Raw genomic sequence first — 16,494 nt, 5'->3', positions numbered from 1 at the left:
CGGTTCGTCGTTTTGGTGAACGATGAACCGCTCCAGGTCTATGTCTAGCGCAGCGCTGCGGCGATGTTGCCACCGTCGACCGTCGTCACATCGGCGGTGGTGCGTTCGGCCAATGCTTGGTGCAGGAAGGCCTGCGCCACGTCTTCTGCCGTCACCTCCTGTCCGAGCAGATTGCCCGACATGTATTCCTTCTCCGACACGCCGCGCGCGCCGGAACGGCTGGCGATCATGGCGTCGGTCAACAGGCCGGAGCGGATGCGGTCGGCGTTGACCGCATTGGAGCGGATGCCGTGCGCGCCGTAGTCGAGCGCATATTGCCGGGACAGGAATAGCGTCGCCGCCTTCGGCACACCATAGGCGCCGAATTTCGGACCCGGGTTGACCGCCTGCTTGGAGGTGTTGAACAACAACACACCGCCGGTGCCCTGTTCCAGCATGATGCGCACCGCGTTCTGCGCCGCCGACTGGTGGGCGAAGAAGTTGAGCTCGAAACTCTTGCGCAGCAGGGCATCGTCGAGCTCGCCGATGCGGCCTTCCCAGGCGGCACCGGCGTTGGAGACCAGAATGTCGACGCCGCCATAGACAGCGACAGCTTTGTCGAAGGCGGCGCGCAGCTCGGCCGGGTTGGTAATGTCGGCGCCGACGCCGATCGAATTGTTGCCGGCTGCCTTTGCCGCCTCGGCCGCCCTGGCCGCATCGAGATCGACGACGACGGCATGCGCGCCATTGGCGGCGAACAGTTTTGCCGTCGCAGCACCGATCGCGCCGGCGCCGCCAGTGATCAGCACCACCTGGCCGGTCAGCGGCTTCGGCTTGTTGGAGGCGAGCTTGGCCTGCTCAAGCGACCAGTACTCCAGCGGGAAGAGGTCGGCCTTCGATAGAGGATGGAAGCTGCCGACGGCCTCGGCGCCGCGCACCGCCTCGATCCACATCTCGCCGACATCAGATGCGATCTTCGCATCCTTCAGCGTGCGGCCATGGCCGAACATGCCGAGGCCCGGCACCAGCGTCAGCCGCGGCATCGGGTCGAGCATGGTGCGCTCGACGTCGTCCAGCGCGTCGTTGGTTTCGAAATACGCGCGATAGTCGCTGGCGAAGGCCTCGACATGGCTCTTGATGACGGCCTTGTAGTCGCCGGCCTTGTCGGCGTCTGGCGCCGGAACTGCCATCGGCCCGGTCTTGATGCGGATCGACAGGTCCGGCGTCGACACACCGCGTGCGGCATAGTCGGCGATGCCGGCCGAATTGATGAAATCGACAATGGCATCCGAGGTGCGGAAGTCGCTGATCATGCGATCGAAGCGGCCTTCGTCACGCGATACCGCCACCGCGCCGCGCAGCATGGGCGCGATTGCCGCGGGCGTCGCCAGCTTTGCCGGCAGCGTGACCTTGGCCGGCTGCGGCTTGGCGTGCTTGGCGACATAGTCCTCGGCCACGTTCACATAGTGGATCATCCGGTCGTAAGCCTGCCTGGCATCGTCGCCGAAGGTGAAGATGCCATGCTTGTCGAGGATCAGGCCTTCGACGCTGGGGTCGGCGTCGTAGACATCGGCGGCCACCTTGGCGAGGTCGAAGCCCGGCTTGATGTAGGGCACGTACCCCATCTTGTCGCCGAACACGGTCTTGATCAGCGCCTTGCTGTCCGCCTGGTCGACGATGGCGAGGATCGCGGTCGAATGCGTATGGTCGACGAATTTGTGCGGCAGGAAGGCGTGCAGTAGCGTTTCGACCGACGGATTGGGCGAGGCGGGATCGATGAGGTTTGCGCGCTGCAGCGCCACCATATCTTCGTCGGCGAGGCTGGCAAGCGCGCGCGCCTTCAAGAGCGGGCCCATCTTCACCGCCGGCAGGCCCTGCGGTTCGATGACGCCCATGTCCCAGCCGCTGCCCTTGACGCACAGCACGTCCCATTCGTCGCCGACGAGATCGGTGGCCTTGGTCTTGCAGGAGGTGTTGCCGCCGCCATGCAGCACCAGCCGCGGCTCGCCGCCGAGCAGCCGGGTGGTGTAGACGCGCAACGCGAGGTCGCGGGCAACGCCCTTTTTCGCATAGTCGGCAACCAGTCTTTCCGCGTCGCCGTCATTCCAAAGGTTCTTCATTTCGCCATGTCCGCTTTGCTGTCTTTGATGTTGCTGTGAACAGGAGTACCGCGACGCCTTGATGACAATGCGCCTGCTGCTGGGATTTCGTTGGTCAGGAAGCCTTTTTTGCCCCCGCACTGGCTCCGGCATGGTCGAGCAGCCGCCGCGCCATGCTGGCGCCGACGACGAGATGCGTGCAGAGTCCGCCGGCGAGTGCTGCGAGCAGCGGTTCGAACTTGCTGTCTTCCTGCACCACCATCAGCCGCTTTTCGATCTGGCGCAGTGACGACAGCGAGGCCGAGATGACGCGGCGGTTGTAGCTGCAGTCGAGCGCCTTGCCGGCGGCATCGATGATCTGGCCGGCAACGACGCCGGCGGCGCCCGCTTCGCGCAACAGCCCCATCTCGCCGGGGCTGAGCGCGCCGCATTTGACGACATGGCTGTCGCCATCGACGGTGCCGACCGAATAGAGCGCCAGATCGCAGTTGGCAATATCGGCCAGTTGTTCGCGGATCACCGGTTCGGCGCGCAGCCCATGCGCCAGCAATTCCGTCGTCAGCACCAGCGGCGCGTAGAAATTGAGGCCCTTGGCGTTGAGCCGCCGGGCGATCTCCATCGTGCACTGGTCGGGACGGTAGGAGTAGGGCGCGCCGAGATTGCCGCAGAGCTGCACAACGGTGACGTCCTGCAGGTCGGCATAGGACATGACGTCGGCGATGGTGTAGACGGTGCGGCCCCAGGCGACGCCGATCCGGTCGCCCTTCTTGACCAGTTCGAGAAAGACGCCCGCCGCCAGCACCGCAACGTCCGTCGAAGGGTCGACGACATAGGCATTCTCCGGCGCGATCCACACCGCATCAAGCTTGAGCGCGTCCTCGAGCTGGCGCGCAAGCACGTCGTCGGTGAACAGCTGCGTCGAGGTCGAGATGTTGACGATGCCGGTCTCGCGCGCCTTGCGCAAATACATGGCGACCGAGGCGCGGGAGATGTTAAGCTGGCTGGCGACCTGGTCCTGGCGCAGGCCATGGGCATAATAGAGCCATGCGGCCTTGTGGATAAGCTGTTCTGCCGGTCGGATCGCCATGCCGTCTCCTCGGCTGACATTATTCACGCCTCTCGACAAAAGTCAAACTGGCGTGGGTACACGATACCTCTTTGCCCATCGAATCTGGACGATCATTGCGCCAAATGTGCCCGGTCGGGAATCGCCGATGGTGACGTGGCGGGAACCTGTGGTTAGAAGTTCTCAACAATGAAAATTCGGGGAGCACGGGATGGGCAGTCCCTACGAGCAGGATCTCGGCAAGAACGCCGCCAACCATCAGCCGCTGACGCCGCTCACTTATCTGGAGCGGGCGGCAAGCACCTATCCCGATCATGTCGCCATCATCCATGGCAGCCAGCGCATCACCTATCGCACCTTCTGGCGGCGCTCGCTGAAGCTGGCCTCGGCGCTGTCGAAGCGCGGCATCGGCAAGGGCGATACCGTCACGGTGATGCTGTCGAACACGCCGCCGATGCTGGAGGCGCATTTCGGCGTGCCGATGACCAAGGCGGTGCTGCATTCGCTCAACACCCGCCTTGATGCAGCTGTCATCGCCTTCCAGCTCGACCATGCCGAGACCAAGGTGCTCATCGTCGACCGCGAATTCGCTGCTGTCGTCAAACAGGCACTGGCACTGGCCAAGGTGAAGCCGCTGGTCATCGACTATGACGATCCCGACTATGCCGCCGATGCACCCTATCCCAAGGGCGAGCGCATCGGCGCGATCGACTATGAGGCGTTCGTCGCCGGCGGTGACCAGGGCTACGCCTGGTCGATGCCCGACGACGAATGGGACGCCATCTCGCTCAACTACACCTCCGGCACGACAGGCAATCCGAAGGGCGTCGTCTACCACCATCGCGGCGCTGCCCTGATGGCTTACACCAACACCATCCATGCCGGCATGGCCAAGCACGCCGTCTATCTGTGGACGCTGCCGATGTTCCACTGCAATGGTTGGTGCTTCCCATGGACAATGGCCGTCCAGGCCGGCACCCATGTCTGCCTGCGCTGGGTGCGGCCGAAGCCGATCTACGATGCCATCGCCGACCACGGCGTCACACATCTTTGCGGTGCGCCGGTCGTCATGTCGGTGCTCATCAACGCCAGCGATGAGGACAAGCGCCACTTCCCGCAGACCGTTACCTTCAACACCGCTGCCGCGCCGCCGCCGGAAGCCGTGCTGTCAGGCATGGCCGATGCCGGCTTTGCCGTCACCCATCTCTACGGCCTGACCGAGACCTATGGCCCGGCGGTCGTCAACGAATGGCACACCGCCTGGGACGGTCTCGACAAGGGCGAACGCAGCGCCAGAAAGGCCAGGCAGGGCGTGCGCTATGCCGCACTCGAAGGCCTGACGGTGATGGACGCGGAGACGATGCAGAAGACGCCGGCCGACGGCGAGACCATCGGCGAGGTCATGTTCCGCGGCAACATCGTCATGAAGGGCTATCTGAAGAACAGGAAGGCGACCGAAGAGGCCTTTGCCGGCGGCTGGTTCCACTCCGGCGACCTCGGTGTCATGCATCCCGACGGCTACATCCAGCTCAAGGACCGCTCCAAGGACATCATCATCTCCGGCGGCGAGAACATTTCATCGATCGAGGTCGAGGAAGCCCTCTACAAACACCCGTCCGTGGCGTCCTGCGGCGTCGTCGCCAAGGCAGACGACAAATGGGGCGAGGTGCCGGTCGCCTATGTCGAGCTGAAGCCCGGCAAGGTGGCAAGCGAGGCCGAGATCATCGAACACTGCCGCGCGCTGCTCGCCCGCTTCAAGGTGCCGAAGGCGGTGATTTTTGCCGAGATCCCGAAGACATCGACGGGGAAGATCCAGAAGTTTCAGCTGCGGGAAATGGCAAAGGTATCTTAGTTCCAGAGCGCAACGGCACGCAAGGTCGAGTTCGCGCACCCCTCCGTCACCATCCGTCACCAAATTATACGCGTACGTCGAATTCGCATTGACACTTCCCTCTTTTCGATTTACGACTGACGAAAGTTAAAATTCATCACTCATAAATCGACAGAGAGCCATGTCCGAAGCCGCCAGCATAATGGCCGACTCCACCCGCCAGGAGAATGTCACCCGCATTCTCGACTGTGCCGAACGCCTGTTCCGGCACTATGGTTACGGCAAGACCAATGTCGCCGACATCGCCCGCGAACTCGGCATGTCGCCGGCCAACATCTACCGTTTCTTCGCCTCCAAGGTCGAAATCCACCAGGCCGTCTGCGGCCGCATGCTCCTCGCCAGCTACAACATGGCCTACGAGATTTCCCGGTTGCCGATCAGCGCCGAGGAGCGGCTGCGCCGCTACGTGCATGCGCAGTACAAGATGACGCTGGAAGTCATGCTCGACGACCAGAAGGTCCACGAAATGGTCATCGTCGCGCTCGAGCGCGACTGGGGCGTCATCGACAAGCATATCGACAGCATTCACGACCTGTTTGCCGAGGTCATCCGCGAGGGCATCGAGGCCGGCGAGTTTGCCGACCAGGATCCGGTCATCGCATCGCGCTGCTTCGGCGCCGCCACCGTCATTCTGTGCCACCCGCAAATGGTGGCGCAGTGCCTTGCCAAGACCAATCGGGCGATGCCCGACGATCTCATCGATTACGCGATCAAGGCTCTGAAGTAATAGCCGCCGCCCGCCGGGCGCCGGTGTCGACCGTTCATCTCCAGTCGGGAGCACGAAAGTGTCTTTGTCCAGTTCCATCATCCGCAAGCTGCCGGTCGCCGGCCTGATCGTCGCCACGCTCGGGCTCGCCGCCTGCAGCCAGGAGAAGACCGAGGTCCAGGACATCATCCGTCCGGTCAAGGTGGTCGAGATCGGCCAGGCCGAAAAGAGTCGCGAACTCACCTATTCCGGCTCGGTGCGAGCCCGTACCGAAATGAACCTCGGCTTTCGCATCTCGGGCAAGGTCACTGAGCGCCTGGTCGACATCGGCCAGCATGTGACGACAGGCGATGTGCTAGCCCGTATCGATCCCACGGACTATGAGTTGTCGGTCAAGAGCGCCAAGGCCAGCCTCGACGCCGCCGAGCGGCAGGTCGAGACGGTCGATCTGTCCCGCAAGCGCGCCGAACAGCTTTTTGCCAAGAACTTCACCTCCAAGTCGCAGCTCGAACAGGCGACGCTGAGCTACAACCAGGCGGTAGCGACGCGCGATGCCGCCCGCTCTACCCTTGCCCAGGCGCAGAACCAGGTCGTCTACACCGATCTCAAGGCGAGCGAGAACGGCATCGTCACGGCGGTCTCGGCCGATGTCGGCCAGGTGGTCGGCGCCGGAACGCCTGTGATGACTGTTGCCGTTGACGGCGAAAAGGAAGTGCTGATCGCGGTTCCCGAAATGGACATCGCCGCCTTCAAGCCGGGAAAGGACGTCAAGGCCAGCTTCTGGTCCGATGACGCGCTGGCGCTCTCCGGCAAAGTGCGTGAAGTCGCCGGCAGCGCCGACCAGCAGTCGCGCACCTTTGCCGTCCGCGTCTCGCTGCCCGACGACCCGCGCGTGCTGCTCGGCATGACCGCCAACATCGAGGCCTCGGTGGCCAAGAAGCAGGAGATGGTGTCGATCCCGCTTAGCGCGCTTGCGGAAAAGGATGGTCGCAAGATTGTCTGGACCGTCGACCGCGCCGGCGAGACGGTGCACGAGCGCCTGGTCAAGGTTGCGGAGTTCACCGCCGACGGCGTCAGCGTCGCCGACGGGCTCAAGCCGGGGGATGTCGTCGTTGCCGCCGGCACCCAGTTCATGACCGAGAATCTCAAAGTCAAGCTGGCCGGCGATGCGGTCCAGGCCGCCTCTGCGGAAGGCGATGCCGCAAAGGCCCTGCGCTGACCGCAGGCATGAAGCCGGCTTGATCGTCGCTTCGGCGAAAGGGCTGGGCAAGCGAATTCAGGGTTTCCGGGCGGCGAGCGCCCGATGGTCGAGACGCCAAGATCGAGTTCCCCCGCATCGATCCGCGCGTCCCACCGCGATGAGTGTCTCTCCGCTCGGAAAGCCTCGCCGCCCGGAAGCCAGCATCGGAATATCCTAGCTGCATGCAAAGCGCATGCGCGCACGATCAACGAATTGGACTGACGCCGATGACCACCACCGACAGCACTGAAAAGCAGCCTTTCAATCTTTCGCGCTGGGCCATCGGCCATCCCTCGATCGCGCGCTTCCTGTTCGGTCTGATCATCATTGCCGGCGCGCTCGGCCTGATGCGCATGGGCCAGAAGGAAGACCCCGATTTCACTTTCCGCGTCATGGTCGTCCAGGCGATCTGGCCGGGCTCCTCGATCCAGGAGATGGAAGACCAGGTCGTCAACAAGATCGAGCGCAAGCTGCAGGAAACGCCGCACCTCGACTTCGTCCGTTCCTACACCCGCGCCGGCAGCGCCATCATCACCGTCCAGATCAAGGGCGACACCAATGCAGAGGAGGTGAAGGACGCCTTCTACCAGGTGCGCAAGAAGGTTGGCGACATCTCCGGCGACCTGCCGCAAGGCCTGCTCGGGCCCTATTTCAACGACGAGTTCGGCGACACCTTCATCACCCTGCACTCGATCGGCGGCGACGGCTACAGCTATCCGGAGCTGAAGAAATTCGCCACCCAGGCTCGCGACATGCTGCTGACGACGCCGGGCGTCGAGAAGGCCGTCATCATCGGCGACCAGCCGGAGAAGCTTTATATCGACGTCTCGTCCAAGGCCCTGGCCGAACGCGGCCTGACGCTGACCGACCTGCAGAACGCCATCAAGGGCCAGAACAATGTCGATCCGGCGGGCTCCGTCGACACCGGCCTGCGCTCGGTGCGCATCTCGGTCGAGGGCGATGTCACCAGGGCTGCCGACATCAGGGAATTGCGCCTGCGCGCCGGTGGTCAGGTGACACGTCTTGGCGATATTGCCACCGTGAGTTCCGGTCTCGAAGATCCCTATCAGCGCAAGTACCGCTTCAACGGCCACGAAAGCGTCCAGGTCGGCGTCGTCATGGCCAAGGGTTTTAACGTCAGGGACGTCGGCACGGATGTCGAGGCGACCTACAAGCGCTTTGAGGAAGCGCTGCCCTACGGCGTTGCGGTCGACCAGATTTCCAACCAGCCCGAGGTTGTCAAGGACGCCGTCAACGAGTTCATGGAGGCGCTCGGCGAGGCGCTGCTGATCGTGCTTGCTGTCTCGCTGCTGTCGATCGGCTGGCGTTCCGGCCTGGTCATCGCCATTGCCATTCCGCTGGTGCTGGCCGCCACCTTCGCCATCATGTACGAGCTCGGCATCGATCTGCAGCGCATTTCGCTCGGCGCCCTGATCATCGCGCTCGGGCTGTTGGTCGACGACGCCATGATCGTCGTCGAGATGATGGAGCGCAAGCTGGAAGAGGGGCTGGTCAAGATCGATGCGGCGAGCTTCGCCTATTCCTCGACCGCCTTCCCGATGCTGAGCGGCACGCTGATCACCATCGCCGGCTTCATCCCGGTCGGCTTCGCCGCCTCGACCGCAGGCGAATATGTGCGCACGCTGTTCTATGTCGTCGGCATCGCGCTCGTCGTGTCGTGGTTCGTCGCCGTCTATTTCACGCCGTGGCTGGGCTACATGATCCTCAAGCAGCGCAAGCATGCCGGCAACCATCATGACGCCTTCGACACCGGCTTCTACCGGCGGCTGCGCGCCACGGTCGGCTGGGCGGTGCGCCACCGCATCATCGTTCTGGTGATGACGCTGGTCACCTTCGCCACCAGCCTGTGGGCGTTCCAGTTCATCCCACAAAACTTCTTCCCGCAATCCTCGCGGCCGGAAATCCTCGTCGATCTCTGGTTGCCTGAGGGAACCTCGATCAAGGAAGTCGAGACGCAGGCCAAGGCGCTGGAAGCCCGGATGATGGACGACAAGGACAAGCGCTTCATCGCCACCTATATCGGCGAAGGCGCGCCGCGCTTCTTCCTGCCGCTCGACCAGCAATTGCGCAATCCGAACTATGCGCAGCTTCTGGTGATGGCCAATGACGAGCCGGCACGCGAGCGGCTGATCCTCAAGCTGCGCTCAATCCTGGCGCAGGATTTCCCCTCGATCCGTTCCAAGGTCGACCGTCTGTTCCTCGGCCCGCCGACCGGCTGGCCGGTGCAGATGCGCATCATGGGTCCGGACCGCCAGGAGGTGCGCCGCATCGCCGACCAGGTGAAGGCGAAATTCGCCGAAAATCCGCTGCTCGGCGCCGTCCATGACGACTGGCTGGAGCCGGTACCGGCGATGAAGCTGATCATCGACCAGGACCGCGCCCGTGCTCTTGGCGTCACCTCGCAACGCATCCGCCAGATGCTGCAGGCAGCGATGTCCGGCGCGCCGCTCGATGACTTCCGTGATGGCGAGGAGACGGTTTCCATCGTCGCCCGCGAACCGGACGCCAGCCGCAGCCTGCTGTCCTCGGTCGACTCGGTCTATATCCCGACCGATTTCGGCGGCTTCGTGCCGCTGTCGCAGGTGGCCAAGGTGGTGCCGGTGCTCGAGCAGGGCGTCGAATGGCGGCGCGACCGCCTGCCGACCATCTCGGTGCGCGCCACGCTGCCGGATGGCGTGCAGTCGAACGACGTCGTCACCAAGCTCTACAATGACATGCAGGGCATGCGCGCCGGCCTGGCGCCCGGCTACAAGATCGAGATCCAGGGCGGTGCGGAAGATTCCGCCGAAAGCCAGGCCTCGATTGCCGCCAAGGCGCCGATCATGCTGGCCGTCATCGTCGTGCTCCTGATGATCCAGCTGCAGCATTTCGGCAAGGCGATGCTCGTGCTCGCCACCGGTCCGCTCGGCATCATCGGTGCGGCGGCGGCTCTGTTGATCAGCGGCGCGCCGTTCGGCTTCGTCGCCATCCTCGGTGTCATCGCGCTGCTCGGCATCATCATGCGCAACTCGATTATCCTGGTCGACCAGATCGATCAGGACATCGCCAGGGGGATGGACCGATCGGAGGCCATCATCGGCTCGGCCGTGCGCCGTTTCCGGCCAATCGTGCTGACGGCGATGACGGCGGTGCTGGCGCTGATCCCAATCTCGCGTGCGGTGTTCTGGGGACCGCTCGCCTACGCCATGATGGGCGGCATCCTCGTCGCCACCGTACTCACCATCCTGGTGCTGCCGGCAGGCTACGCGCTGTTCTTCGGCCGCGAGCCGAAGAAAGGCAGGAAGCCGGCTGATGAGGCGGTGCAGGACAATGACAGGCCGCCACTGGCGCTGGCCGCCGAGTAGGCGCTGCTGGGGCACAGGATCTTCCTTGGAAAATGCTGGAACGCCGTACGCTTGACGTGCGGCGTTCTGGCTTTCTCCTTGCCGGTGGCATCGAGCACCCAGGCAAGTATCTCAACACCAGGCGGGTTCATCAAAATAGGTTGAACGGCCACCTGTATGAAAATGCTTCGCGGCGCCGGTTTTGCAAAACAGAATTCCTTTCCAGGACGGCAAAGCCGTCCGATCCTGCTTACATATCGGAGCGGCAACGCTCATTCGCATCAGGTGATCATCCCATGGTAGACAATAAGCAATTGCGGCTCGGCGCCTTCATGCGTCCGGTCAGTCTTCACACCGGGGCCTGGCGCTATCCCGGCTCATATCCCGATGCCAACTTCAACTTCGCCCATCTGAAGCGCTTCGCGCAGACGCTTGAGGCGGCGAAGTTCGACGCCTTCTTCATGGCCGACCATCTGGCCGTTCTCAACATGCCGATCGAGGCGCTACGGCGCAGCCACACGGTGACCTCGTTCGAGCCGTTCACGCTGCTGTCGGCGCTCGCCGCCGTCACTGATCATATCGGCCTTGTCGCCACCGCATCGACGACCTTCGACGCGCCCTATCACATTGCCCGTCGCTTCGCCTCGCTCGACCATATCAGCGGCGGCCGCGCCGGCTGGAACATCGTCACCACATCCAATCCCGACGCCGCGCTGAACTTCGGCCTCGACGAGCATGTCGAGCACGACGAGCGCTATCACAATGCGCGGGAATTCTACGATGTGGTGACCGGCCTCTGGGACAGCTTTGCCGACGACGCCTTCATCCGCGACGCCGAGAGCGGGCTCTATTTCGATCCCGCGAAGCTGCATGTGCTCGACCATAAGGGTGAGCATCTCTCGGTGCGCGGCCCGCTCAACATTGCGCGGCCGGTGCAGGGCTGGCCGGTCATCGTCCAGGCCGGCGCGTCTGAGGCCGGGCGGCAGCTGGCAGCCGAAACGGCGGAGGTGATCTTCGCCGCCCATTCCGATCTGGCGGCCGGGCAGCGCTTCTTTGCCGATGTCAAAAGCCGGGCCGAGAAGCTCGGCCGTTCGCGCGACGACATCAAGATCCTGCCCGGCGCCTTCGTCATCGTCGGCGACAGTGTCGAGGAAGCACAGGCCAAACGCGCCAAGCTCGACAGCCTGGTCTATTACGAGAGCGGCATTGCCTCGCTGTCGATCGCGCTAGGGCACGACGCATCCGGCTTCGATCCCGACGCGCCCCTGCCCGAAATCCCCGAGACCAATGCCTCGAAGAGCGGCCGTGAGCGCGTCATCGAACTGGCGCGCCGGGAGAATTTGACCGTCCGCCAGCTGGCGCAGCGGCTCGGCGGCTATTCCGGCCTTGCTTTCGTCGGCACGCCGAAAACCATCGCCGATTCGATGGAGGAATGGCTGTTTGCCGAAGGGTCAGACGGCTTCAATGTCATGTTCCCCTATCTGCCCGCCGGGTTGGACGACTTCGCCGAGAAGGTGGTGCCCGAGCTGCAGCGGCGAAAGCTCTTCCGGCGCGAGTATGAGGGCACGACCTTGCGCGAGAATCTCGGCCTGAAGCGTCCGCCGAACCGGTTCTTCGAAGGCTCCGAAGCGGCCATTCGCAAGGCCGGCTGACGTCTGCCACAAAAAGAAACGGGCGCGCCGAAGCGCGCTCATTCTTTTCAAGCCATCACTGTCAGATGACGAAGTACCAGTTGGCGAGCAGCATCACCACCAGGCCGGCGACCAGCGTCAGGTAGGGCAGCATGCCTGCCTTTTTGACCGAGAGGTCTGCGCCCGCCATGCCGAGGTCGGCCAGCATGTGGTCGGGGAACTTGCCCTTGTCCTGGACGTAGTGCCGGTAGCAGAACACCGGGATGATCAAGGCGGCTGTGATCAGGCCGGCCCACAGCGCCATCGGGTTCCACACCTTGGCGCCGGCGCCCATGAAGATGGCGTTGACATAGGCGAAGATGGCGCCGAGGCCGAGCAGCCAGCTCGGCGCCTTCCACGGCCGGACGATGTGGCCGTTGTCGATGCGGTGGATCCAGCCGGCATTGAGGTTGAGGAAGTTGAAGATGATGTAGCCGCAATTCGACACGGCGAGGATGAAGAAGAAGCTCGTCGCGTCGGCCGAGGCGATGGCCAGCACGATCAGGTTGAAGACAAGATCGGTCCACATGGCGCGCGTCGGCGCGCCATGCTCGTTGACGTGGCTGAGATAGCGCGGCAGCCAGCCATCGACCGAGCCCTGGTAGAGCGTGCGCGACGAGCCGGCCATTGCCGTCATGATGCACAGCACCAGCGCCAGGATCATCAGCATCACCAAGAGGCTGTGGATCAATGCGCCACCCCCGACCATGCCGGCCAGTGCATCGGCGACACCCGAGCCGTCGACGATCGGCGTCGCCAGCATGCCGTTGAGGCCCAGCACGCCCTGGAAGGTGAAGGGCACCAGGATGAACAGAAGCATGCAGAGCAGGCCGGAATAGAAGATCGCCTTGAACGTGTCGGTGCCCGGGTTCTTGAACTCCGATGTGTAGCAGACGGCGGTCTCGAAACCATAGGTCGACCATGCGGCGATGAACATGCCGCCCAGCACCAGCGTCCAGCCGGCAATGTTCCACGAGCCGGGCTCCGGCGCGTAAGCCGCCGCCAGCGGCACCAGCGGCGAAAAGTTCGCCCAGTTGATCTGGCCGGTGACGATCGGCACGACACCGACGATCAGCATCGGGATGATGACCAGCAGGCCGATATACTTCTGCACATTGGCGGTGCCGAGAATGCCGCGATGCTGGATCGAGAAGATGATCAGCATCAGCACCGCGCCGATGAAGAAAGTGGCATTGAGGGTGAAGGAGACAGGACCCAGCGTGTGGCTGAACAGTGTCCAGTTGCGGATCGCCGGCGTGGTCGCCGCGGTCACCGCGGCGATGGCGTCGGCAGGCACCGTTCCGGCGTGCGCCGCGATATAGGCGACGACATCCGGCGACGCCTCGGTGAACAGCGGCACCGGCGCCAGCGCGTTGAGAATATAGGCGGCGGCGATCGAGCAGCCCAGCGACAGCACCGGCGACCAGGCGAACCAGTTGCACCACACCGACAGCGGCGCGATGAACTTGGAATAACGCAGCCAGGCGGTGGCGCCGTAGATCGAGGCGCCGCCCGACTTGTTCGGGAACAGGCCGGCGATCTCGGCATAGGTGAAGGATTGCAGGAAGCCCATGATCATGGAAGCGATCCAGATCCCGAAGGCCAGCGTTCCCGTCGTTCCGGCAATGCCGCCGATCGAAAACAGGACAAGGGCAGGAACGCCGCTCGCCACCCAGAAGGCGCCGCGCCAGTCGATGTTGCGGAGCAGCTTGCCTTCAGCGGGCTGCTCCAGGGCAGTGGTAATCGTGCTCATCTGTCTGAATTCCCCATTTTGTGTTCCCGGCCGGTGATGCCTCGGCTTCGCGAAGCTTGTTCCCCGGTACATGACCGCACGACTCCAGTGTTTCCACTCAGTCGTATTTTTTTCTTAACAGTGAAGATTGATCCGGCGCGCTTTCACGTCAAGTGATTTGTGGCGTCGTGCACATCACGGTTGCGAAACGCTCGCTTTGTCCTTCTCCCCTTGTGGGGTGAGAAGCGGTCCGCGGTAGCGGACGGAAAGCCAATTGCTTTCGAGCTTCGAACGCCCTGAGCCTGCGAAGGGCCGGGGGTGCAACCCTCAGGATCGCGGCCTGGTCTTTTGCGGATCGTAGTGGGCGAAGGCCACGACGCGCGCCGGCAGCCGCTTGGCATGACCGTCGAGCTTGCCGATCTCCACCTCTGTGCCGATTGCCGCGTGGGTGACGTCAAGCCTCGCCAGAGCGATGTTTTTGTTCAGCACCGGCGAGCGCATGCCCGAGGTGACGACACCGATCTGGGCGCGGCCGATATGGACGCAATCGCCATGGCCGACGGCGACATTGCTGTCGATGTCGAGGCCAACGAGCTTGTGCTGCGGATGTTCCTTGCGCCTTATCAGAGCCTCGCGGCCGATGAAATCGTCGGTCTTGGCCTTCAACGGTACGGTGAAGCCAATGCCCGCCTCGAACGGGTCGGTCTGGTCGGAGAATTCGTAACCGGCGAAGATCAGCCCGGCTTCGATGCGCACCATGTCGAGTGCCTGCAGGCCCATCGGCTTCAGCCCGTGCGGCTGGCCGGCCTCCCAGATGGCATCGAACACTTTTTCGGCGTCGCGTGGGTGGCACCAGATTTCGTAGCCGAGCTCGCCGGTATAACCGGTGCGCGACACCACGACCGGAATGCCATTGCCGCCGCCGATGCGCGCGACAGCGAAGCGGAACCATTCGAGTTCGTCGATCGACGGTTGCAGCGGCGAGGTCCAGACCACCTCTCGCAAAATGTCACGGCTCTTCGGCCCTTGGACAGCGACATTGTGCATCTGATCGGTGGAGGAACGCACCAGCACGTTGAGGCCAAGCTTTTTCGCGGTGTCGCGCAGCCATTCGCCGGACAGGTCGTCGCCGCCGACCCAACGGAAATTGTCCTTGCCGAGCCGCAGCAGCGTGCCGTCGTCGATCATGCCGCCATGCTCGTAGCACATGGCGGAATAGACGACCTGGCCGACGCCGAGCTTCTTGACGTCGCGGGTCAGCGTGTATTGCAGCAGCGCCTCGGAATCCGGGCCGGTGACCTCGAACTTGCGCAACGGCGACAGGTCCATGATCACGGCATCCTGCCGGCAGGCCCAGTATTCGGCGATGGCGCCTTCCTTGGCGAAGGAATTGGCCAGCCAATAACCCCGGTATTCCACGAAGTTGCGGGTGTGCTTGGCGAAGCTTGAATGGAAGGCGGTCTCGCGGGTCATTTTCGGTTCCGAATCGGGCGTCATGCGTCTGGCGATCGCTCGCGAGAATTTGTGTTGGCCGGAATAGGTTCGCACATGGATGTCGGTCGGGTTCCAGCCATTGGCCGGTGTCGTGTCGTCGGGACAGGCGGAGGAGACGCAGACGATGTCGGTGAGCGCCCTGAGCAGGACATAGTCGCCGGCGCGCGACCACGGCTCATCCGACACCATGACGCCATGGGCGTCGATCGCCGTGTTGAAGAAGAAGTTGATCGCCATCCAGCCGGCACGTGGGGTGACACCCTTGTCGGCCAGCGCGCGGTTGAAATTCTCCGAGCAGTTGGTGTGGCCGGGATAGCCGATGTCGTCGTAATATTTGGCGGCACACGCCAGCGCGAACGCGTCATGCCGGCCGCATGTGTCCTGGATAACCTCGACCAACGGCTCCATGTCCTGGTCGTAATATTTCGAGTGAAGGCCGGGCATCGGGTAGCTCGACCCCATCAGCGTGCGCGTGGTCGTTACGTCGAGCGGATGGTCCAGCCCCTTGTCCAGCTTGCGCGCCGAGAAGCACTGGAAATCGGTGCACTGGCGGCCGTCGACATCGATGATCTGCAGGTAGTCGCCCGCCTTGACGAAATAGGGTTCGGCTGTCGCCGAATGGACGCGCAGATCGAGCACCGGATCGGCAAGCGGATCGGCCAGCTGCGACTTTGTCTTCAGGCGCACGGTGGCGCGGCGCACCATGACGGTGAGCGGCGTTGCCGTGTCGTGGCCGTCGACCAGCATCGGCCCGCTAGGCGCTGCAATCAGCAAGCCGCCATCGCGCGCGACGGTGAAGGCCTGCTCGGTGCCTGCCGGCGTGGCGCCGCCGAAGACGCGCACCGCCTTGGCCTGGTCAAGCTGCACCTGGCGGCGCTCGAGTCCGCGGCGCACGGAAGCGAGGCTATCGTCGCCCTCGGCCAATAGCGCCTTGATCCCGGCGGCATTGCTATTGGACTTTTCGCCGAAGATGGCGGGGTCGGTGGCGCCTGACTTGTCCCAGGCCAAAAGCTCGCAGGCCTGGCCGCCCTCGACATTGCGGATGGCAAATGTATCGCCGGCCTCGATATCGATCAGCACCGCGCCGTTACCGGGGGCCGCATACCGCTCCATGCCCGGCGGCAGCGCGATCTGGCCGGGCCGCAGGATGAGGCTTGGCCGGGGCGGCCCGGCTGTCACTGAAGGGTAGGGCGACTGGCTCATCTCAGCCTTGCGGTTCGAGAAACAAGTTTGCCTGTGTGTAAAATTACTTTAGCTGCAAGAATAGCAGCGC

At 63.6% G+C, this 16,494-nt stretch carries 9 protein-coding genes; 5 read left to right on the top strand and 4 right to left on the bottom strand.

The window, feature by feature from the left end:
* Positions 1-44: 44 nt before the first annotated feature.
* On the bottom strand, positions 45-2,099 hold the full coding sequence (locus X750_RS146290; RefSeq protein ID WP_023747963.1) for a bifunctional aldolase/short-chain dehydrogenase: 2,055 nt from the start codon (positions 2,097-2,099) through the stop codon (positions 45-47).
* Positions 2,100-2,193: 94 nt separating this feature from the next.
* The gene (locus X750_RS146295; protein WP_023668566.1) at positions 2,194-3,165 is read right to left on the bottom strand and encodes a sugar-binding transcriptional regulator; all 972 of its coding nucleotides are present in this window, start codon (positions 3,163-3,165) and stop codon (positions 2,194-2,196) included.
* A 190-nt stretch (positions 3,166-3,355) separates the two neighbouring features.
* On the opposite strand from X750_RS146295, the gene X750_RS146300 reads away from it, so the two are divergent.
* From X750_RS146300 to X750_RS146320, 5 genes are all read left to right on the top strand, one after another.
* A complete protein-coding gene (locus X750_RS146300) occupies positions 3,356-4,996 on the top strand; it encodes an acyl-CoA synthetase (protein ID WP_023747962.1) in 1,641 nt (546 codons plus the stop codon).
* Positions 4,997-5,156: 160 nt separating this feature from the next.
* Positions 5,157-5,762, top strand: a complete 606-nt coding sequence (locus X750_RS146305; RefSeq protein ID WP_023668564.1) for a TetR family transcriptional regulator — start codon at positions 5,157-5,159, stop codon at positions 5,760-5,762.
* 58 nt (positions 5,763-5,820) lie between these two features.
* Positions 5,821-6,960: an efflux RND transporter periplasmic adaptor subunit gene (locus tag X750_RS146310; RefSeq protein ID WP_031243088.1), complete on the top strand. Its 1,140-nt coding sequence runs from the start codon at positions 5,821-5,823 to the stop codon at positions 6,958-6,960.
* 248 nt (positions 6,961-7,208) lie between these two features.
* Positions 7,209-10,346 (top strand): efflux RND transporter permease subunit, encoded by a 3,138-nt coding sequence (locus tag X750_RS146315; RefSeq protein WP_023729265.1) that lies wholly within the window; start codon positions 7,209-7,211, stop codon positions 10,344-10,346.
* A gap of 275 nt (positions 10,347-10,621) precedes the next feature.
* Positions 10,622-11,977 (top strand): LLM class flavin-dependent oxidoreductase, encoded by a 1,356-nt coding sequence (locus X750_RS146320; RefSeq protein ID WP_023747960.1) that lies wholly within the window; start codon positions 10,622-10,624, stop codon positions 11,975-11,977.
* A gap of 61 nt (positions 11,978-12,038) precedes the next feature.
* Here the strand turns inward: X750_RS146320 and X750_RS146325 are convergent, their stop codons facing one another.
* Together X750_RS146325 and X750_RS146330 are read right to left on the bottom strand one after the other, a co-directional pair.
* Positions 12,039-13,748, bottom strand: coding sequence for an APC family permease (locus X750_RS146325; protein WP_023747959.1), 1,710 nt, complete (start codon positions 13,746-13,748; stop codon positions 12,039-12,041).
* A gap of 306 nt (positions 13,749-14,054) precedes the next feature.
* Complete coding sequence (locus X750_RS146330; RefSeq protein WP_023701513.1) at positions 14,055-16,424, bottom strand: aminomethyltransferase family protein; 2,370 nt, start codon at positions 16,422-16,424, stop codon at positions 14,055-14,057.
* Between the last annotated feature and the right edge of the window lie 70 nt (positions 16,425-16,494).

The sequence above is a fragment of the Mesorhizobium sp. LNJC391B00 genome (assembly GCF_000502535.1).
Taxonomy (GTDB): Bacteria; Pseudomonadota; Alphaproteobacteria; order Rhizobiales; family Rhizobiaceae; genus Mesorhizobium.
Note: the sequence above shows the minus strand (reverse complement) of the source record. Positions and strands in the feature narration are given on the sequence as shown.